15 protein-coding genes and 1 tRNA gene are annotated in these 18,816 nt (G+C 66.6%); 7 read left to right on the top strand and 9 right to left on the bottom strand.

Translation table 11 applies throughout. The features are described 5' to 3' along the window. Positions 1 to 25: 25 nt before the first annotated feature. Positions 26 to 1,282 carry a tyrosine-type recombinase/integrase gene (locus tag ACMVO5_RS06065; RefSeq protein WP_416909159.1) on the bottom strand — a complete coding sequence of 419 codons (1,257 nt, stop codon included), beginning with the start codon at positions 1,280 to 1,282 and terminating at the stop codon, positions 26 to 28. Between the two features lie 126 nt (positions 1,283 to 1,408). Between ACMVO5_RS06065 and ACMVO5_RS06060 the strand changes: the two genes are divergently transcribed. Further along, positions 1,409 to 1,477: transfer RNA gene (locus ACMVO5_RS06060), tRNA-Glu, on the top strand. A 21-nt stretch (positions 1,478 to 1,498) separates the two neighbouring features. On the opposite strand, the gene ACMVO5_RS06055 is transcribed toward ACMVO5_RS06060, so the two are convergent. Continuing rightward, on the bottom strand, positions 1,499 to 3,439 hold the full coding sequence (locus tag ACMVO5_RS06055; RefSeq protein ID WP_416909158.1) for a hypothetical protein: 1,941 nt from the start codon (positions 3,437 to 3,439) through the stop codon (positions 1,499 to 1,501). 228 nt (positions 3,440 to 3,667) lie between these two features. On the opposite strand from ACMVO5_RS06055, the gene ACMVO5_RS06050 reads away from it, so the two are divergent. Beyond that, positions 3,668 to 4,921: an acetyl-CoA C-acetyltransferase gene (locus tag ACMVO5_RS06050; protein ID WP_416909157.1), complete on the top strand. Its 1,254-nt coding sequence runs from the start codon at positions 3,668 to 3,670 to the stop codon at positions 4,919 to 4,921. Positions 4,922 to 4,927: 6 nt separating this feature from the next. Here the strand turns inward: ACMVO5_RS06050 and ACMVO5_RS06045 are convergent, their stop codons facing one another. The 6 genes from ACMVO5_RS06045 to ACMVO5_RS06020 are packed head-to-tail and all read right to left on the bottom strand — an operon-like array spanning position 4,928 to position 10,883. Beyond that, the gene (locus ACMVO5_RS06045; protein WP_416909156.1) at positions 4,928 to 6,106 is read right to left on the bottom strand and encodes a glycosyltransferase; all 1,179 of its coding nucleotides are present in this window, start codon (positions 6,104 to 6,106) and stop codon (positions 4,928 to 4,930) included. Continuing rightward, positions 6,106 to 6,630: a DUF2141 domain-containing protein gene (locus ACMVO5_RS06040; protein WP_416909155.1), complete on the bottom strand. Its 525-nt coding sequence runs from the start codon at positions 6,628 to 6,630 to the stop codon at positions 6,106 to 6,108. The genes ACMVO5_RS06045 and ACMVO5_RS06040 overlap by 1 nt, the downstream gene beginning before the upstream one ends. Positions 6,631 to 6,653: 23 nt before the next feature. Continuing rightward, positions 6,654 to 7,574, bottom strand: a complete 921-nt coding sequence (locus tag ACMVO5_RS06035) for a hypothetical protein (RefSeq protein ID WP_416909154.1) — start codon at positions 7,572 to 7,574, stop codon at positions 6,654 to 6,656. A gap of 35 nt (positions 7,575 to 7,609) precedes the next feature. Further along, complete coding sequence (locus ACMVO5_RS06030) at positions 7,610 to 8,770, bottom strand: glycosyltransferase (protein ID WP_416909153.1); 1,161 nt, start codon at positions 8,768 to 8,770, stop codon at positions 7,610 to 7,612. Positions 8,771 to 8,772: 2 nt separating this feature from the next. Then, positions 8,773 to 9,504, bottom strand: a complete 732-nt coding sequence (locus ACMVO5_RS06025) for a 3'(2'),5'-bisphosphate nucleotidase CysQ (RefSeq protein WP_416909152.1) — start codon at positions 9,502 to 9,504, stop codon at positions 8,773 to 8,775. Further along, entirely contained in the window at positions 9,501 to 10,883 is a 1,383-nt protein-coding gene (locus tag ACMVO5_RS06020; protein ID WP_416909151.1) for a mannose-1-phosphate guanylyltransferase/mannose-6-phosphate isomerase, read from the bottom strand. Before ACMVO5_RS06020 ends, ACMVO5_RS06025 begins: the two co-directional genes overlap by 4 nt. Positions 10,884 to 10,973: 90 nt before the next feature. Between ACMVO5_RS06020 and ACMVO5_RS06015 the strand changes: the two genes are divergently transcribed. From ACMVO5_RS06015 to ACMVO5_RS05995, 5 genes are all read left to right on the top strand, one after another. Then, on the top strand, positions 10,974 to 12,278 hold the full coding sequence (locus tag ACMVO5_RS06015) for a spinster family MFS transporter (RefSeq protein ID WP_416909150.1): 1,305 nt from the start codon (positions 10,974 to 10,976) through the stop codon (positions 12,276 to 12,278). 32 nt (positions 12,279 to 12,310) lie between these two features. Continuing rightward, positions 12,311 to 13,054 carry a TorF family putative porin gene (locus tag ACMVO5_RS06010; protein ID WP_416909149.1) on the top strand — a complete coding sequence of 248 codons (744 nt, stop codon included), beginning with the start codon at positions 12,311 to 12,313 and terminating at the stop codon, positions 13,052 to 13,054. Between the two features lie 82 nt (positions 13,055 to 13,136). Further along, the gene (purE, locus tag ACMVO5_RS06005; RefSeq protein WP_416909317.1) at positions 13,137 to 13,619 is read left to right on the top strand and encodes a 5-(carboxyamino)imidazole ribonucleotide mutase; all 483 of its coding nucleotides are present in this window, start codon (positions 13,137 to 13,139) and stop codon (positions 13,617 to 13,619) included. A gap of 68 nt (positions 13,620 to 13,687) precedes the next feature. Next, positions 13,688 to 14,704, top strand: a complete 1,017-nt coding sequence (locus ACMVO5_RS06000) for a 5-(carboxyamino)imidazole ribonucleotide synthase (RefSeq protein ID WP_416909316.1) — start codon at positions 13,688 to 13,690, stop codon at positions 14,702 to 14,704. A 24-nt stretch (positions 14,705 to 14,728) separates the two neighbouring features. After that, a complete protein-coding gene (locus ACMVO5_RS05995; RefSeq protein WP_416909148.1) occupies positions 14,729 to 15,949 on the top strand; it encodes a TCR/Tet family MFS transporter in 1,221 nt (406 codons plus the stop codon). Here the strand turns inward: ACMVO5_RS05995 and ACMVO5_RS05990 are convergent. Then, a complete protein-coding gene (locus ACMVO5_RS05990) occupies positions 15,946 to 18,747 on the bottom strand; it encodes a M16 family metallopeptidase (protein WP_416909147.1) in 2,802 nt (933 codons plus the stop codon). The two genes, ACMVO5_RS05995 and ACMVO5_RS05990, sit on opposite strands and share 4 nt — an antisense overlap. Between the last annotated feature and the right edge of the window lie 69 nt (positions 18,748 to 18,816).

Genomic DNA, 18,816 nt, shown 5'->3' with positions numbered 1-18,816 from the left:
TTTGCTACCGTTCGCAAGTAATTGCTCAGGCAAGGCTTGCTACATTGCCCGCTTCAACAATCTTGAGCCCTGCCGAATGCTGGCGCACCTGATCGGCCACGTAACTGGGTGAGAGATGCGCATAGTGCCGCCGGGTGACCCGCTCATCCTTATGGCCCATCGCTTCCGCAATCACCGCCATCGGCACGCCGGCCAAGGCCAGCCGGGCGCCATAGGTGCGCCGCAAATCATGGAAGGTCACTCGGTCCAGCTTGGCGCGCTGCACCGCCTCATCGAGTGGCCGCGCCTGTTCGCTGGCGCGCCACGCGCGGCCAGATGGATGAGTGAACAGATGCTGATCCGGCGTCTTGCCGGTTGCCGCTTGTTTCAGAAATGCCTGCCCTTCGTCTGACAGATAGACATGACGGCGCCCGCCTTTGCCATCCGGCAGGAACAGCGTTCCTGCTGCTGCATCGAAGTCCATCACCAGCGCCCCGCAAAGGTCGCCATAGCGCGCGCCTGTCAACAATGCTGCCATGATCATCGGGCGAAATTCGGGATCAGCTGCATTCACCAGCCGGCGGCTTTCTGCATCCGACAAATAGCGCAAGCGCACGCCCTCTACCTTTTTGAACGGCTTTACTTGCCGCCAAGCTGCATCGCTGCCGACCTTGCCCGCCCGAAAGGCTGCATTCAGAGCGGCTTTCAGCACTGTCAGATCGCGATTGGCGGTTGAACGGCGGCGCCGCACCCGATCGGGCGTGTTGGTGAGCCGCACGTTATGATCCGTCTGATGTTTGGCCGTCCGGAGCATGGCAGGCAAATCAGCGCGTTCCTTGTGCCACTTGGAAATCTGATCGGCCGTCAACTTTGCCAGCTCGATCTTGCCCAGCGCCGGCCGGATCAGCACGTCAATGCGATTGCGAGTTTGATAGACAGACTTGCCCTCAAACCCCTCTAGATAGTCATCCAGGGCATCCCCAACCGTGTATGGCCCACCGCGCTTCACGCCGCTGGCAGCCATGAACCATGCCCGCGCCTTTTCCTGTGCCTGCGCAAAAGACAGGATGGTTTCGCCATTGGCATCCATCACGTCATCGGCCTCGCCCAGCGTTGTTTCCTTATAGCCACCTTTCGTGCCAACCGCCCGAAACCGCGCCTTCCACTTCCCGCACCGGGCACCCCGGTAATAACCGATATGCCCACCCTCGATCACCACACGCCAATGCGGCTTTGACGAAACGTCCAGCTTCTGCCGCGCTGTCCGCGTGTCCAGCTTCGCATCCCGCACCGCCCGTGCCATCGCAGCCTCCAATTTACCTAATCAACCGAACACTTACCTAATATACGCTCCCGGATTCATGCGGACAAGCGTGGAAGGTTTCAGCGTAATACCAAGGGGAATCTCATCTTTCGGCAAACAGCGATGGATCGAAAAGCATGCATTTGCCGCCCTTTCACGGCGAAAACACGGGTTCGAGTCCCGTAGGGATCACCAACCGGCCGAGACAGCGGGATTTCAGATGTCGACGGTGAGGAAGGCGATGACCGAGCGCGGGTTGTTTGGCGCCCAGGCGCCGTCGCCGACGACTTCCCAGCGATAGGTATTGCTCAGATTGTTGACAGCGACGCGGATGACCGCAGCATTCTTGCTGATCTTGAACCGGTAGCGCATGCCGGTAGTGACATCGAGGCCGGCAATGCCCTGAACCAGATTGTCACGCGTGGCCTGTTGCGCGCTGTTGCCCTCGACCACCAGATCGAACGACCAGGGGCTGTCGCCGGCATTGGGGCTCCAGTTCAGCGCCAGCCGGCCGGAAAAGGGCGAGCGATTGACTGCGCGCGGGCCGAGGCCGCAGCCACCACCGCCGCCGCCGCCGCCGCCGCCGCCACCGCCGCCGCCGCCGATGCAGGCGGAAGGGTCGAGATTGACCTCTTCGCCGACGTTGCTGGCATCAAGATAAAGGCCGCCGGCCAGGACGGTGAGACCGGGGACGGGGCTGCCCGCGAGCGAAGCCTCCAGGCCCTGATGGATGATCGTGCCGCGCGGCCGGAAAACGTTGGTATCATCAAGCGCGATGAGCGGCTTCTCGATTTTGAAGGCTGCGGCATTGAGGGTGAGGTTTGCGGGCAAGGAATAGCGGACGCCAGCTTCAATCTGGGTGGTCCGCTGTGCGGGCAGCAGCTCGTTGCGATTGACCGCCTGGGGAGGGGGATTGGCCGTTTCTTCAAGACCCTGGGTGAAGGCGGCATAGACGGCGAATTTCCGGGTGATGTTGATGGCGGCGACGCCGTTGAACTGGACCGGCGCGTCGGTGAGCACCACCAGCGGCTGGCCGGGCTGGTCGATGCGCTTTTCATAGTCGTTATACTGCACGCCTGCGGCGACTTCGGCGATGCTGCCCCATTTGCCCTGGTAGCCGACGCCGTAGATGCGCTGGCTCACCTTGTCGGACGTCAGCGGGCCATAGGCGAAATCTGGCCGGGCGACTTCGACACGTTCGTTGAGGAGGAAGCGCCCGAGGTTGACACGGGCGTTACCGCCAATGCGCGCGTTGACTTCACGGCCGCGCACCGAGGCGAGCAGCGTGTGGGCGAAATCCCCGGTGGTGAAACGCTGGGCGACGCGCAATTCACCCGACCATGACGTGCGCAGCTGGCGTGGGTCGGAGACGATGATCCGGTCGCCGATGCCCTGGTCGTCGATGTTCTGGACCAGCGTGGAATGGGAATTCTGACGGATTTGCACGGCACGGAACAGTCCGAGTTCCACCTTCAGGCTGTCGGTGACTTGCGCGCGGGTGATGAGGCCGCCGGTGGTGCCGGTCTGTCCGTCAGCAGCCCAGCTGGGGCCGATGATGCGGTTGCGATCGACTTCAAGGACCGGGCGCTGGCGATCCTGGGTAAAGAAGCGCGGCGGGCTGTAATTTTCGTAACGGGTGAAGCTGCCGACAAAGGGAATGATCTCAATGTCGGCGGTGGGGTTGAAGCGCCCGGTCAGGCCGAGCGCCCAGAAGTGACCCCGATCGCCATTGACGATATTGCGATATTCGGTGGCGCTGGCCAGGGTGATGGCGGCGTCGTCGGAGAAGGAGATTTCCTTCTCGATCTCGAAATTGGCGCGCCAATTCTCCTGCAGGCCGGCAGTGACGCTGCCGAGGCCTTTCTTGCTGGGGACGCGGAGACTATTGTCGACGATGCCAGTAGGGGCCGGGAAGGGGGTGTCGAGCTGGGACAAGCCGACCTTGATGCTGCTGCCGATCCGGATGGCGCGGGTGACACCGCCGAGCTGGTCGAAATACAGGCCGAGGATGCGATTGTTGCCGGCCTGAGTGGGAGAGAAACCGCGCACGCTATTGGAGGAATAGAGGCCGAAATTGTCCCGTCCCAAGGTGGTCCCGAAGGCGTCACCGGCGGACGTCAGAATATTTTCGGAGGCACGCTGGGCCGTGGCCGGCATCGCGAGGGCGCTGGCTGCGACCGCGACAAGACACGCGGACCTGACGCCGCATCGTGGCAAAATGGCTTGGCGTAAAGGCATGAGGCACGTGACTGCCCGTTGATGGCGGGCATTTCAATGCAAGAGTGATTGCAGAACCGTAACATTGTCCCGGCAGCCCCTGATTTTGGGGGGCTGCGCACGAACGCCACTGGTGCGAAACCAAGGCGCTGAACTGGGAGACGTGTGATGGCTGAGGCGTATATCATCGATGCGGTGCGGACGCCGCGCGGCATTGGCAAGGTGGGCAAGGGCGCGCTGGCGCATCTGCACCCGCAGCATCTCGCCGCCACGGTGATGCGCGCGCTGGCTGACCGCAACGGGCTCGACACCGGCACCATCGATGACATCATCTGGTCGACGAGCAGCCAGCGGGGACCGCAGGCTGGGGATCTGGGGCGGATGGCAGCGCTTGATGCCGGCTTCGACATTCGCGCCAGCGGCATGACGCTGGACCGCTTCTGCGGGGGCGGTATTACGGCGGTCAATCTGGCGGCGGCACAGGTGATGAGCGGCATGGAAGATGCGCTGATCGCCGGCGGCACCGAAATGATGAGCCTGACGGGCGCGATGGCAGCCGAGGACATGGCAGCGGGCAAGCCGCCGATGATGATGGGCTCGGGCAATATGCATCTGCAGGAGCTGCACCCCCAGTCGCACCAGGGGGTGTGTGGCGATGCGATTGCCAGCATGGAGGGGATTTCCCGTGCCGACCTCGACGCGCTTGGCCTTGAAAGCCAGAAGCGGGCGGCGGCGGCGATTGCCGAAGGGCGGTTCGCCCGCTCGGTGGTGCCGGTTTTGAACGAGGACGGTACGGTGGCGCTTGACCGGGAGGAATATCCCCGACCCGAAACGACGGCCGAAGGGCTGGCCGGGCTGAAGCCGGCCTTTCAGATGCTGGCCGACATGCCGCTCGACGGCGCCGGCACGACCTTTCGTAGCTTGATCAACGCGCGCTATCCCGATCTCAAGATCGAGCATTTTCACCATGCCGGCAATTCGTCAGGGGTGGTTGACGGAGCCGCGGGCGTGTTGCTGACGTCGAAGGCCTATGCCGATCGCAATGGCCTGAAACCGCGCGCGCGGATCGTGGCGATGGCCAATATGGGCGATTGCCCGACCCTGATGCTCAATGCACCAGTGCCGGCGGCGCGCAAGGTTCTGGACAAGGCCGGTCTGGGTGTTGACGATATTGACCTTTGGGAGATCAACGAGGCCTTTGCTGTGGTGGCTGAGAAGTTCATCCGCGACCTGAAGCTTGACCGCGACAAGGTCAATGTGAACGGCGGGTCGATTGCGCTGGGCCATCCGATCGGAGCAACGGGGGCGATCCTGATCGGCACCGTGCTTGACGAGCTGGAGCGGCGTGACCTGCGGCGCGGGTTGGTGACGATGTGCGCGGCTGGCGGCATGGCGCCGGCGATCATCATCGAACGCGTGTAACGCGGATCAGGCGGCGCGGGCCGTGGCGGGATTGGCCGCGATCTGCTCGTAAAGGGCGAACAGCGCCTCGAAATGCCGGTCCATGATCTCGACATTGGCGGCGTCGGCGACGGCGCCTGCGCGCAAGGCTGGCAGATCGTCGATGGCCTTGACGACGGTTTCTGCAACGCTGGCCGGGTCGCCGGCGGTATAGGCGAGGCCAGCGCCGGGCCGGAGCTGGTCGATGGCGGCGCCGTCATCGGGGACGATGATCGGCAGGCCCGAGGCGCGGGCCTCGGCCGGGGTCATGCCATAGGTTTCGGCCGATGAACCGTGGAGGAGAAGATCAGCCGAGGCGAGGACACGGGCCATTTCCTCGCGGCCGTTGAGCGGGGCGAGCAGCAGGATGTGCGGATTGTCGCCGGCGGCGCGCACCACCCGGCGGCGGGCATGGCCATCGCCGATGATGACGAGGCCGAGCGGGCGCCGGTAGCCGGCGGCGGTGGCGCCTTCGATGACCATCGGCCAGCGCTTTTCCGGGCTGAAACGGCCCACGCCGACCAGCAATGTGGCGCTTTCGGGCAGATTGCAGCGCGCCAGCAGACGAGCCCGCAGCGCCGGATCACGCAGGCTGGGCGAGAAGAAGCCTGGCTCGACGCCCATCGGGATGGTCTGGACCCGGGAAAGGCCGCCGGCAACCAGCCGGTCGGTGAGGTTCCTGCTTGCCGAGATGATGGCGTCGTAGCTCGTGTCCATGCGGCGGAGGTGTCGCCAGAACCAGTCGAAGCCGCGGTCGATGGTTTCGCGCCGGGCCACGCGCTCGAACCAGCGATAGGCCCAGGCGGTGAGCGGGTCGGCATGCATGATGAGGGCGCGCGGGGCCGTGCCGGGCCATTCGGCAACGGCGCTGCTGCTGCCCCAGGGCGAGGAGGCTTCGATGAAATCGGGGCGCAGCTCGTGGAGGAGGCGGTGAATCAGCGCGTCGCTTTCGAAATAGCTGTAGTTCTTGTCGAGCGGGAAATGCGGGGACTTGATGGTGATGAGGCGTGCGCCGGGTGCGATTTCGTCTTGCGCATCGGCGCCGCCGGGGGCGACGACCGTCATGGTGTGGCCGAAGCTGGCGGCGGTTTGCAGCTTGCGCCTCGTGTAGGTGCGGATGCCCCCGCCTGTGGGCGAATAGAGCGCCGAGATGTCGACGATGTGCATCAGCGTTTCAGTGGGCCGAAGCTGAACAGCCCGCGCCTGTAATTCATGGTGATCGAGACGCGGGTCAGGCCGTTGCCGGCCTCGATGCGCGCGGCGGCGGACTTGGGACGCGACAGGCCCAGTTTCGGATTGCCGGGAAATCCGACGCCATCGGAGCTGAGGCCGAACTTGCGGTTGCTGTCCCGGTCGTGGAGCAGGATGAGCGAATAGGCGCCGGGGCCGGGGATGCGGATGCACAGCTCGACCGGGCCGGCTTGCGGGACCGGCACCTCGATGCGGCGGAAGGTCTTGCCGGCCATGACCAGCTTGTTGTCATCCGCGAGGAAATCATCGTCGTTGGAGGGGTAGAGTTCGGACTTGAGATTGCCCTCGCGGTCCTTGAGGCCATCGACGGTGATCAGGATGGCAGGGCCATATTCCGGCTGGCGGCACTTGGCTTCAGCTTTGCCCAGGTCGGGCGTGCTGGGAACATAACCGGGCTCGCCTTCCTTTGGCAGGTCGGCAGCGGCCAGCAAAAGGGCCATGGGCAGCAGGGCGAGGCGACGGATCAACGCTTGAACCGAACCGCTTCTCCGGCCGAGAGCAACAGGCCAAGGCCGATATGGGTGATGAGGGTGAGGCTGGCCATCATGGTCATCAGCGCGCCGATCTCGGCATCATGGCCGATCAGAAAGACGGCGAGGCCGGCGAAGACGATGTCCTTGTTGGGCATCAGCGGCAGGCGGGACAGCAGCTGGCGGCTGGCAGAGAGCAGGATCCACCAGCTGAGCGCGACTTGCGGCAGGACCAGATGCCAGGCCAGCGCGCTCAGGCCGGCATAGATGAGGATGCGCGCGAGATGGATGCCGCTCGTAATCCAGAGCTCGTGGCGGGGCAGGCTGAAGATGCGCTTGCCGAAAAACAGGAGCGCGCTTGAGGTGACAAGGACGACCGCGACCGAGCCGAGCAGGGTGGAGGGCTGGATGCCGAACTCGAGGCTGCCGATGAGGGGAAAGGCGAGCGCCAGCATGGCCAGCGTGATGGCATTGCCGGTGAGCGCGGACAGGATGGCGACATCCTTGATCGCGCCGAAGGGGGCGGATGTCATATGTGTGCGCCGGCGCGCCCAAGTGTAGAAATAGACTTCGCCGATATAGCCGAGCAGCAGCTCGTTGCCGATCATCTTGCGGGTGAGAGCGACGAAGCCGGCAGCCGGGATCGACCAGAGGCGACGGAAAATCAGCCAGTCCCCGGCCGGGCCAATGAAATAGGCCCCGGCAAAGGCGAGCCAGAACAGCGGTGAGGCTGGCACCATGGCAGAGACTTCGGCGAGATTGACCAGACGAAGCTGGTAAAGCGCGGCGACAAGAATGCCGACGGAAATGGCCGCACCGAGCCACCACGTCCAGTCCCGTTTGGCGACGGGGAGGACGCCGGGCTCGGCATTGGCCGCGAGGTCGGCCCTGACAGTGGCATTTGCTGATAGCACGGGCGGCTCGCCTGTCGTTTCGAATGAGTTGGGCACTAGTCGGGCAATATGGCAATTTCGGGACTGTTTGCCACCATCGCGGCGAACAGTGCGGTGTAGCGGCTGGCCGCGCGCTCAAGGGTGAAGGCGCGCATGGCCTCGGCGGCGCGGGTGCGGGCGGCGGCGCTGAGCAGCGGCTGGGCCTTGATCGCGGCGGCGAGCGCGGCTTCATCGAAATTGGCAACCAGCGTGCCGAAGGGGCCGATGAGGCTTGGCATCGAGACGCTGCAACGGGTGGCAACGACCGGCAGCCCGGCGGCCAGCGCCTCGATGACCACCGCAGGCACGCCTTCATAGGCGGACGAGAGCACGAAAACGTCATGGGTGGCCAGCGCGGGCGGCACCTGGCCATGGCCGGGCAGGGCGACCTTCGCCTGCAGCCCCAGTTCGGCGATCATGGCTTCGAGGCGCGGGCGTTCGCTGCCTTCGCCCAATATGGTCAGCCGGTCATCGGGGGTGGCGGCGCGGGCGAAGGCCTTGAGCAGCAGGGGCAGGTTCTTCTGCGGTTCGAGACGGCCGATGGCGAGATAGCGGCGGCCCTTGGCGGCGGGCTGGCGGCGGTGGCCGATGGCTTCGAGCGCCTTGATGTCGGTCTCGCTGAGCGCCGGGTCTTCGATCACGGTGACGCGCGCTGGCGCGACGCCGAGGCGGCTGGTGATTTCATCGGCCATAGGCGGGGCCAGCGCGGTGAAGGCGTCGAGGGTGCGACCCTGGATCCTGAGCCAGCGCCAATAGAGGCGGCGGACCAGCGGATGCATGTCGGGGCGCTCGAGATCGTTGGAGATCTTGAGCACGATGGGCGGGCAGCGGCGCCCCAGCAGCTTCTTCATGGCCACGGCGACGATGCTGTAGGCATTGCCCGGGCAGAAGACGACGTCTGGCTGCTGCTGGAGGATTTGCCGGCGCAGCGCCGCGATCATCCAGGCGCTTTCGAAGGACGCAGTGTCGATGGGGCCGGCGGTGGCGATGTGGCGGGTGAGGCCTTGCGGGGCCTCATTGCGCAGCGGGCCGCTGTCGCGCCCGACAATGAGACGAATGTCGAGGGCAGGGTCGTGCGTCCAGACGCTGCACAGGCGCAGCGCAATGCGCTCGACGCCGCCGGTGCTGTAGCTGTGGATGAAGGTGAGAACCCTGAGCGGGCGGCCTGGGCTGGTCATTCTTACCGGAGTGCTGCGGTGAGGGCGGCTGACAGGCCGGGGTGGCAGATCAGCAGATCATCGACCAGCGGCCGGGGCTGGTTGTAGCTGATGGGGGTGCCATCGAGGCGGCTGCAGTGCAGGCCGGCGGCCAGCGCCACGGCAACGGGGGCGAGATTGTCCCATTCCGACTGGCCGCCGGCATGGACATAAAGCTCGGCCTCGCCTTCGAGCACGGCCATGGCCTTGGCGCCGGCGCTGCCCATGGGGACCAGTGTGGCACCCAGCCTTTTGGCGACATGGGCGGCGATGTCGGGCGGGCGGGTGCGGCTGACGAGCAGGCGCGGCGGCGACTGGGCGGGCTGCAGCGGCGGCGGCGCGAGGCTGGTGTGGCAGCGGCCCCAGGCGGGCAGCGCCACGGCGCCGACGGCGGGCTTGCCGTCGATGGCGAGGCCGATGTGGACGGCGAAATCATCGCGGCGTTCGGAAAATTCGCGGGTGCCGTCGAGCGGGTCGATGATCCAGACGCGGCGGGCATGGAGCCGGGCGGGATCATCGGCGGATTCTTCGGACAGCACGGCGTCTTGCGGTCTTGCGGCGGCGAGGGCTTCGAGGATCAGGGCATTGGCCTGCGCATCGCCGGCCTTGCCGAGATCGCCGCCTTGCAGGCGATGATCCTTGCGCAAGCCGAGCAGCAGATTGCCGGCGCTGAGCGCAATTTCGCGGGCGAGGCCGGCATCCTGGGCGAGGGTCATGCGGGCAGGCTCGTGTGGAAATGGACGGCGATCAACTGCCAGGGCGCATCGCTGTCGTTGGCCAGTGTGATCGTGGTGGCGGCGGACACGTTGCGGCTGGCGCCAGCGGCAAGCCTCTGGCCGTCGGCGCTGCCATGGCCGGCCACGGCGATCAGCTGGACCGGGCCTTCGAGAAGGGTCTGGCCGCCGGGGTTCAGGCGCAGGCGCTGCTCGGTATGGCCTGGGCCGGTATCGAGGGTTTCGGCGAGGCCCCAGTCGTGATGGGCGAGCCGGCTGGTGCCGCGGCCGAGCGCCTGCGCGGAGTCGGCGAGCGTCTTCACCTCCTGCACGCGGGCGCGCGGCGCGACCAATATGGCGTCGGCCATCGACACGATGACCATGTCTGCAAGGCCCAGCGCGGCAACCGCAGGCGCGCCGGGCTCGACGCGGATCAGGCAACCCTGAACATCGTGGAGCACGGCATCGCCGACAAGGGCATTGTCATGGGCATCGCGCTCGCTGATCTGCCAGAGTGCATCCCAGCTGCCGACATCGGACCATTCCATGGCGACGGGCACAACGGCAGCGCGGTCGGTGTGTTCCATTACGGCGTGATCGATTGACAGGGCGGGCGCGGTTGCGAAGCTGGTGGCGTCCGGGCGGATTTGGGACCCTTCCCTCTGGGCGCTGGCCATCGCCTCTTGGGCGGCATCCAGAATGGCCGGGGCATGGCGGGCGAGTTCCTCGAGGATAGTTCGCGGCGTGATAAGGAAGATGCCGCCGTTCCAGAGATGGCGGCCGCCGGCGACATAGGCCTGAGCGGTTTCGAGGTCGGGCTTTTCGACGAAGCGGGTGACCTTGTGGACCTTGGGATGGTCGGTTTCAGGGCCGGTTTCGATATAGCCGTAGCCGGTTTCCGGGGTTTCGGGGGTGATGCCGAAGGTGACGAGCTGGCCGGCAGCGGCGGCCGGCATGGCGGTGGCGACGGCGAGGGCGAAGGCGGCCGGCTGGCCGATGACATGGTCAGAGGGCATGATGAGCAGCGGCGTGTCGGGCGCGTCCATGGCCCAGAGTGCGGCCAGCGCGATGGCGGGTGCTGTGTTGCGGCCTTCGGGTTCGAGCAGCAGGGCGGCGATGACCTGGCCGGCTTCATCCATCTGCGCGCTGACCATACGGCGGAGCGCCTCGCCAGCGATGATCAGCGGGGGCAGGGCACGCAGGCCGGCGCTGGCCAGCGCGCGGGTGCGGGCGACCGTGGCCTGCAGCATCGAGCGCGGCTCGGCGATGGCGAGCAACTGCTTGGGCAGGCGCGTGCGCGAGAGCGGCCAGAGCCTTGTGCCGGAGCCGCCAGCGAGAATGACGGGACGCAGGGTGGGCCGCAGGGTAGACTGGGAAGACATGGACCTCGTCCTTAGGATGGTTGCCAGCAGCGCGCCAGCCCGGCAGTCTGTGCGCGAGCGCCCGGTCGTGGCGCAATTGGGGAGAGCCGAGTGGCGTCGGGTGTTGAAACGCTGGCGGACGGACGGGTGACGTCGGAACGGCTGCTGCTGTGGACGCTGCTGGCGGTTTATGTGCTCAACTTTCTCGACCGGCAGATCGTGACCATATTGGCCGAGCCGATCCGGCGCGAGCTGGGGCTTTCGGACACGCAGCTCGGGCTGATGACCGGGCTGGCTTTTGCGCTTTTCTATGCTGTGCTGGGCATTCCGATTGCGCGCTATGCGGACCGGCCGGGCTCGAACCGGGTCGGGCTGATCAGCGTATCGTTGCTGCTCTGGTCGGGGATGACGGCGCTGTGCGGGGCGGTGCAGAATTTTGCCCAGCTGTTGCTGGCGCGGGTGGGGGTTGGGGTGGGCGAGGCGGGGTGCACGCCTGCGGCACACAGCCTGATCGCCGATGCCGTGCCGGCGGAGCGGCGGGCCAGTGCCATTGCCTTTTACGGCATGGGGATTCCGATCGGCTCGCTGCTCGGCATGGTCATTGGCGGGTTGCTGGCTGATGCGGTCGGTTGGCGTGCGGCCTTTCTCGTGGTGGGTTTGCCGGGCGTGCTGCTGGCGGCCTTTGTCTGGCTGGCGCTGAAGGACCCGCGCCGGTCTGGTGTGATCTCTTTGTCCGCGCGGCCGGCGGGCGTGTCTGCGGGCAATGCGCTGCGCGAGGTGTTTTCGAGTCGGGCCTTTTCCCTGCTGGCGGTGGCGGCTGGGCTTGTGGCCTTTCTGGGCTATGGCAAGACGGCCTGGTCGGCGATCTTCTTCATTCGCAGCTTCGGACTGACGCCGGGGGAAACGGGGCTGACGCTGGGCATTGTTGGCGGGCTGTCGAGCCTGTTCGGGACCTGGGCCGGGGGCTGGGTGTCGGACCGGTTTGCGCGGGTCAACAAGCGGCACATGCTGACGGCGCCGGCGATCGGCATGGTGGTGGCGGCACCAATCCTGTTTCTCGCTTACAATGCGACGAGCTGGCAGATGGCGCTGGCGCTGCTGGTGGTGCCGACCATCTTCAATTCGATGTATTACGGGCCGTCCTATGCGGCGGTGCAGGGGCTGGTGCGCAAGGAGGCGCGGGCGGTGGCCACGGCAACGCTGGTGTTTGCGCAGAATCTGATCGGGCTGGGGCTGGGGCCGTTGTTTTTTGGCATGATGTCGGATGCGTTTCGGCCCATGGCGGGGGAGGAAAGCGTGCGCTGGGTCTTGTGGGGGGCAGCGTGGCTGGGGCTGTTGCCAGCGTTCTTCTTCTGGCGGGCGAGTTTGCGGCTGACCGACGAGCAGGCGGCGGTGACGGCGCGGGCGGCCGGTTGACGCCTGCGCCGCGCTGCGGCAGGCGAGCGGGCATGTGGCGCATCTTTCCTCTCGTTTTTCTACTGACCGCCCCTGCGGGGGCGGCGCCGTATCTGAGCGGCGAGGCAACGCTGGTGTCGGATTATCGCTTTCGCGGGGTCTCGCGCTCGGACGCGGGTCCGGCGGTGCAGGGGCGGCTGGTGCTGGAGGCGGGCGATTTCTACGCCGAGGGATTTGCCTCGTCGCTGGGGGGCTGGGGGCGCTTTGGCGGCGCGGACGCCGAGCTGGACGTGACGATCGGCGTGCAGAAGCCGCTGGGGCTTGGGACGATTGATGGCGGGGTGACCATCTATAATTTCGTGGGTTCGGACCGGCCGGCAACCGTGGTGGAGGCGCAGGGGCGGATTTCGGGCGGGCTGGGGCCGCTGCGACTGGTGGCGGGGGTGGCCTGGGCGCCGCCGCAGCGCGGACTGGCGACGGCGGACGAAGAGCGCGCGGACAATCTGTATCTTTGGGGCAGCGCGCGGGCCGCGCTGATTGGCACGCCGTTCAGCGTGCATGGGCGGATTGGCCATTCGCGCGGCGCGCCGGGGCTGGGCGGCGCCGGCGCACTGACGGAGGCCGCGCGGGCGTGGGATTGGCGGCTGGGCGTGGATTATGCTCTGGGGCCCTTGACACTGGGGGCTGATGTGGTGGGCACGGACCTTGGCGACCGGGCAGAGGCGCTGCTGGCGACGCCGCGCGGCGGGCGGATTGCCGGAACGGGCGTGCTTGTGCGCCTTGGCGCGGGGTTTTGATTGCGTTTTTGCAGTGACGGCCTAAGTTGCCGCGCTTCTTGGGATGGAGGCGCGCGTGACCCAGCCATTGGTGGGCATCATCATGGGATCGACGTCGGACTGGCCGACGATGTGTCATGCCGCCGAAACGCTGGAGAAGCTGGCGGTGGCGCATGAAGTGAAGGTGGTGAGCGCCCACCGCACGCCTCAGCGGCTTTATGATTATGCCGGGAGTGCGTCGGCGCGCGGGCTGAAGTGCATCATTGCGGGCGCAGGCGGGGCGGCGCACCTGCCTGGCATGGCGGCGGCGCTGACCCGGCTGCCGGTGCTCGGTGTGCCGGTTGAATCAAAGGCGCTGTCGGGGCTGGATAGCCTGTATTCGATTGTGCAGATGCCGGCCGGTGTGCCGGTGGGGACGCTGGCCATCGGCCGGGCCGGGGCGGTGAATGCGGCGCTGCTGGCGGCGGCCTTTCTGGCCAATGAGGATGAGGCCCTGGCCGCGCGGCTGGAGGCCTGGCGGCAGGCGCAGACCGATGCGGTGGCGACCGAGCCGGGACTAGACGGGCGGGGGCCGAGGATCGCGTGAAGCAGCGGGCAGGCGTGATCGCACCGGGGGCGACCATCGGCATTTTGGGCGGCGGGCAGCTGGGGCGGATGCTTGCGCTGGCGGCCGCCAATATGGGCTATCGCTGCCATGTCTATGCGCCGGACGCGGATCTGCCGGCCGGCGATGTGGCGGCGCGGGTGACGCGGGCTGACTATGCCGATCTTGCTGCGCTGGAAGCCTTTGGCCGTAGTGTCGATGTGGCGACCTTCGAATTCGAGAATGTTGATGTGGCCGCTGTGCGCCATCTGGCCGGCGTGGTGCCGGTGCGGCCGGGTGCGGCCGCGCTGGAGGTGGCGCAGGACCGGCTGGCGGAGAAGCGCTTCGTCGCCGATCTGGGCGGTCGGCCGGCGGGCTTCCATGCGGTGGAGACGCGCGAGGACCTGGAGGCGGGGCTGGCGGCGCTGGGGCTGCCGGCTGTTTTGAAGACGCGGCGGCTGGGCTATGACGGCAAGGGGCAGGCGCGGATCACCCGGGCCGGCGAGGCGGAAGCGGCTTATGCGGCGATGCGCGGCGCGCCGGCGGTGCTTGAGGCTTGGCTGGACTATGCGCATGAGTTCAGCGTGATTTTGGCGCGCGGGATTGACGGCTCGGTGTGTCATTGGCCGGTGAGCGAGAACCGCCATGTGGGGGGCATTCTGGCATCGAGCCATGTGCCGGCGCCCGTGCCGGTGCTGGCGCAGATTGAGGAGGCGCGGGCGCTGGCCGAGCGGGTGGCGGGTGCGCTGGATTATGTGGGGGTGCTGGCGTGCGAATTCTTTGCCTGCGCCGATGGGCCGAGGTTTAACGAAATGGCGCCGCGGGTGCACAATAGCGGCCATTGGACGATAGAGGGGGCGCGCGCGTCGCAATTCGAGAATCATGTGCGCGCCATCTGCGGCTTGCCGCTTGGCTCGACCGAGTTGACGGCGCCGGCGATCCGGATGCAGAATTTGCTCGGCGACGAGGTGCATGACTGGGCGCGGCTGCTGGATGACCCGGCGGCGCATCTGCACCTTTATGGCAAGGCGACGGTGCAGCCGGGCCGGAAAATGGGTCATGTGACATGGTTGTCGCTTGCGCTTTGAGCCACAAGCGTTGATGCGGCGCGCATGAACAAGGCTCTGGCATTCATTTTTGCGACCGTGCTGATCGATGCGATCGGCTTTGGGGTGATCGTGCCGGTGATGCCGGGGCTGATCGTCAGCCTGACCGGCAAGAGTTTTGCAGGTGCTGCGGAAGTGAGCGGCATGATCATGCTGCTTTACGCCGTGACACAGTTCATTTGCGGGCCGGTGATCGGCGGGCTGTCCGACCGTTTTGGCCGGCGGCCGGTGCTGCTGGCGAGCCTGCTTGCCTTTGGGCTGGATTATCTGGTGATGGCCTTTGCGCCGACGCTGGCCTGGCTGGTGGTGGCGCGCTTCTTTGCCGGCGTCACGGGGGCGAGTTTCTCGACCGCCTATGCCTATATTGCCGACATTTCGCCGCCCGAGAAGCGCGGCCCCAATTTCGGGCTGATCGGCATGGCCTTTGGCCTTGGCTTCATCATCGGGCCGGCGCTGGGTGGCATTGCGGCGGAATGGGGCGAGCGGGTGCCGTTCTTTCTCGCCGCGGCTCTCGCGCTGGGCAATGCCGCTTACGGCTTCTTCATCTTGCCGGAAAGTCTGGCGCCCGAGCATCGGCGGCCGTTTGACTGGCGGCGGGCCAACCCGGTGGGGGCCTTGATGCGGTTTCGTCGGTCGAGCCCGACGGTGCTGATGCTGGGCTTCACGGTGTTGATCTGGACAATCGGCTATCAGTCGCTGTTTTCGACATGGAATTATTACACCATCGAGCGCTTTGGCTGGTCGCCGGGGGAGGTGGGCTGGAGCCTGGCTGCGGTCGGGCTGGTGGGGGCGCTGGTGCAGGGCTTGCTGTCGCGCCGGCTGATCCCGCGCTTCGGCGCGCGCAACATCGTGGTGGCCGGCGTGATCTCGGGGATTTTCGGCTATCTCATCTATGCCTTCGCAGCAGCACCTTGGGTGATGTATGTCGGCATTGTCGTGGCGGCGTTGCAGGGGCTGGTATTCCCCTCGCTCCAATCGCTGATGTCGGCGGGGACCTCGCCTTCGGAACAGGGCGAACTGCAGGGTGGGGTGGCGAGCCTGCAGAGCCTTGCGGCCATTTTCGGCCCGCCGATGATGACGCAGAGCTTTGCCGCCTTTTCGGCCGCTGATGCGCCCATCTATTTCCCGGGCGCGCCCTATGTGCTGGCGGCGTGTTGCAGCGTGATTGCGCTCATGGTGTTTTCGCGCGCCATTTCGCTGGGGGCCGGGCGGCCGGTCACCGCCTAGCGGGCTTCCCCCATTTCGAAGGACAGGCCGAGCTTTTCGAGCTGAGGCCTGACGGTCTCTGCATCGCCGACGACGACCCAGGTGAAGGCAGACGGGCTGAGAAGGGCGGCGGCCTTGTTGATTTCGGTCAGGCTGAGGTTGCTCAGCCGCGGGGTCAGGTTGGCGTGATAGTCATCGGGGCGGCCCAGCGCCTCGTTCTTGGCCAGCGAGCCGAGCAGGGCCGAGCCGCTTTCGAAGCTGCCGGGCAGGCTGCGGATGGTCCCGTCGATGGCGGCGGCGCGTTCGTCGGCTGTGAGCGGACGCTTGCCCTCGCTCAGGGCTTTGGCATCCTTGATGATTTCGGCGAGCGCATCGGCAGTGCGGTCGGCCTGGACGGGGGCGATGATCTGGAAGGCGGACGGGCCGGCATCGGCGGAGACGTAGGAGCGCACGCCGTAAGCCCAGTTCTTGATTTCGCGGATGTTGGTGTTGAGGCGCGAGGTGCTCATGCCGCCGAGCACGTCATTGGCGACGTCGAGGGCGATATCGTCATCCTTGCCGGTGCGCGGCAGGATGACGCCGCCGCGGATGTAGCTTTGCGGGCTGCCGGGCCGGTCGATGAGGATGATGCGCGCGGACGTTGCCGGGCTGACGGGCGGCAGGGCGGCATTGCCCTTGGGTGCGGCCGGTGGCTGCCAGCTGCCGAGGCGCTTTTCGAGCAGCGGCTTCAAACTGGCCATGTCGATATCGCCGACGACGAACAGGCGCATCGTGTCGGGACGGATCCAGCGGCGGTGCCAATCTTGCAGGGTGTCACGGGTGACGGCGTTGAGGCCTTCGGGCGTGCCGCTTGAGGGCAGACCATAAGGGTGGGTTTCGCCATAAAGCAGGGCGGGCAGCAGGCGGCGGGCGATGCTGCCGGGGTCGCTCAGCTCCTGGGCGATGCCGGTGAGCGCCTGGCCGCGCACGCGGTCGAGTTCGGCGGGCGGGAAGTCTGGCCTCTGGACGATGGTGGCGAAGAGATCGAGCGAGGGGGCGAGATTGGGGGCCAGCGCATCGAGGCTGAGCGTGGTGCGGTCGATGCCGCGGCTGGCGCTGATGCTGAGCCCCAGACGCTCCTTCATTTCGGCGATTTCGGGACCGGTGAGGCCGCCTGCCCCTTCATCGAGAAGGCCGAGCGCGAGGCCGGCGATGCCGGGCATCTGGGGATCATCGGCAGCGCTGCCGCCATCGAAGCTGGCGACCATGCGGACGACAGGCACGGCAGCGCGGCGGGCCAGCGTGACTTCGACGCCATTGGCCAGCCGGGCGCGTTCGAGGCTGGGGGCGGCGAGGACCGGCAGGCCATCGACGGGCGGCGGTGGCGGGCGCTTGCTGATCTTGATCGGCGTGGCGGGCTTGGCGGCGCCGGCGGGATTGGAGGCGGAGGTTTCGGCTTCGGGGCGCTCACCGGGCATCACGGTCTGGCGATAATCGCCGCGCGCGAGCCATTGGCGGGCGGCGGCGCGGACGCGTTCGGGCGTGGCGCTGGCGTAGGCGGCGAGGTCTTTCTTGTAGAATTCGGGGTCGTTGGCGTACAGCGCGCCCTGAGCGAGCGTGACGGCCTTGCCGCCGAAGCCGCCGACCGCTTCAAGGCCGCGGATGGTGCCGCTGACGGCGCGCATGGCGATGCGGGCGAGTTCGTCGTCGGTGGGGCCATTTTCGAGAAATTCGGCAAGGGCTGCATCGACGCGGGATTCGACTTCGGCCGGGTCGGCGCCCGGCGCCAGCGTGACACCGATGCTGCCCCAGCCGACTTTCTCGAAGGCGGCGACGCCGCCGCCGACGCCGACGGCGAGCTTCTTTTCGCGCACCAGCTCATTGTAGAGGCGCGAGGAGGCGCCACCGGCGAGCACGGTGAGCGCGATGTCGACATAGGTGGACTGGGGATCGAGCTGGCCGGGCAGCGTCCAGTAGCGGGTGAGGCGCGGGGTGGGGATCTTGTCGGTGAGGGTTTCGCGGCGGGTCTCGGTCCAGACCGGGACGGGGGCGGGGAAGCGCTTGACCGCCGGGCCGGGCGGAATATCGCCGAAATAGCGCTCGACCATGGGACGCGCGGTGGCGGCGTCGATATCGCCGGCGAGCACGAGCACGGCATTGTTCGGGCCATAGTTGGCGCGGAACCAGCCGCGCACATCATCAAGGCTGGCAGCATCGAGATCGGCCATCGAGCCGATGGTGCTGTGAGCATAGGGGTGGCCTTCGGGGAACAGGGCGTTCAGCGTGGCATATTGGGTGAGGCCGAGGGGCGCATTGTCACCCTGGCGCTTTTCATTCTGGACGACGCCGCGCTGGGCGTCGAGCGTGGCCTGGGTGACGGCGCCGAGCAGATGGCCCATGCGGTCGGATTCGAGATAGAGGGTGCGCTCAAGGGCGGGGGTGGGGACGTTCTGGAAATAGTTGGTGCGGTCAAACCATGTGGTGCCGTTCAGCTGGGTGGCGCCGAGTGCGTCGAGGGTCTTGAACCAGGGCTCGCGGTTGTTTTCGGAGCCGTAGAACATGAGATGCTCGAAGAGATGGGCAAAGCCGGTCTTGCCTTCGGGCTCGTCTTTCGAGCCGATATGATACCAGATGCTGACGGCGACGATGGGGGCCTTGCGGTCGGTATGGATGATGACGCGCAGGCCGTTTTCGAGGGTGAAGGCCTCATAGGGGATATCGACGGCGCGGACGAGGTCGGCGATGGGGGCCGACTGACTTTGGGCTGGCTGGCCTTGGGCGGGCAGCAGGGGGCTAACGAGCAGGGCTGCGGCGAGGACGAGGCGGGCCAGAAAACGCATGGGCAACTCCGAAGGTGACGCGCCGAGGGGTAGCCTGTGACCATGGCTTCGCCAACGGGCATTTTGGCT

Source organism: Polymorphobacter sp. (assembly GCF_048007885.1).
In the GTDB taxonomy this organism is placed as follows: Bacteria; Pseudomonadota; Alphaproteobacteria; order Sphingomonadales; family Sphingomonadaceae; genus Sandarakinorhabdus.
Note: the sequence above shows the minus strand (reverse complement) of the source record. Positions and strands in the feature narration are given on the sequence as shown.

Bases quoted from the DNA above. Each gene is read 5' to 3' on its own strand.
- ACMVO5_RS06065 (WP_416909159.1), bottom strand. From the start codon at position 1,282: ATGGCACGGGCGGTGCGGGATGCGAAGCTGGACACGCGGACAGCGCGG.
- ACMVO5_RS06055 (WP_416909158.1), bottom strand. From the start codon at position 3,439: ATGCCGGCCACGGCCCAGCGTGCCTCCGAAAATATTCTGACGTCCGCC.
- ACMVO5_RS06050 (WP_416909157.1), top strand. From the start codon at position 3,668: ATGGCTGAGGCGTATATCATCGATGCGGTGCGGACGCCGCGCGGCATT.
- ACMVO5_RS06045 (WP_416909156.1), bottom strand. From the start codon at position 6,106: ATGCACATCGTCGACATCTCGGCGCTCTATTCGCCCACAGGCGGGGGC.
- ACMVO5_RS06040 (WP_416909155.1), bottom strand. From the start codon at position 6,630: ATGGCCCTTTTGCTGGCCGCTGCCGACCTGCCAAAGGAAGGCGAGCCC.
- ACMVO5_RS06030 (WP_416909153.1), bottom strand. From the start codon at position 8,770: ATGACCAGCCCAGGCCGCCCGCTCAGGGTTCTCACCTTCATCCACAGC.
- ACMVO5_RS06025 (WP_416909152.1), bottom strand. From the start codon at position 9,504: ATGACCCTCGCCCAGGATGCCGGCCTCGCCCGCGAAATTGCGCTCAGC.
- ACMVO5_RS06020 (WP_416909151.1), bottom strand. From the start codon at position 10,883: ATGTCTTCCCAGTCTACCCTGCGGCCCACCCTGCGTCCCGTCATTCTC.
- ACMVO5_RS06010 (WP_416909149.1), top strand. From the start codon at position 12,311: ATGTGGCGCATCTTTCCTCTCGTTTTTCTACTGACCGCCCCTGCGGGG.
- purE (WP_416909317.1), top strand. From the start codon at position 13,137: ATGGGATCGACGTCGGACTGGCCGACGATGTGTCATGCCGCCGAAACG.
- ACMVO5_RS06000 (WP_416909316.1), top strand. From the start codon at position 13,688: ATGCTTGCGCTGGCGGCCGCCAATATGGGCTATCGCTGCCATGTCTAT.
- ACMVO5_RS05995 (WP_416909148.1), top strand. From the start codon at position 14,729: ATGAACAAGGCTCTGGCATTCATTTTTGCGACCGTGCTGATCGATGCG.
- ACMVO5_RS05990 (WP_416909147.1), bottom strand. From the start codon at position 18,747: ATGCGTTTTCTGGCCCGCCTCGTCCTCGCCGCAGCCCTGCTCGTTAGC.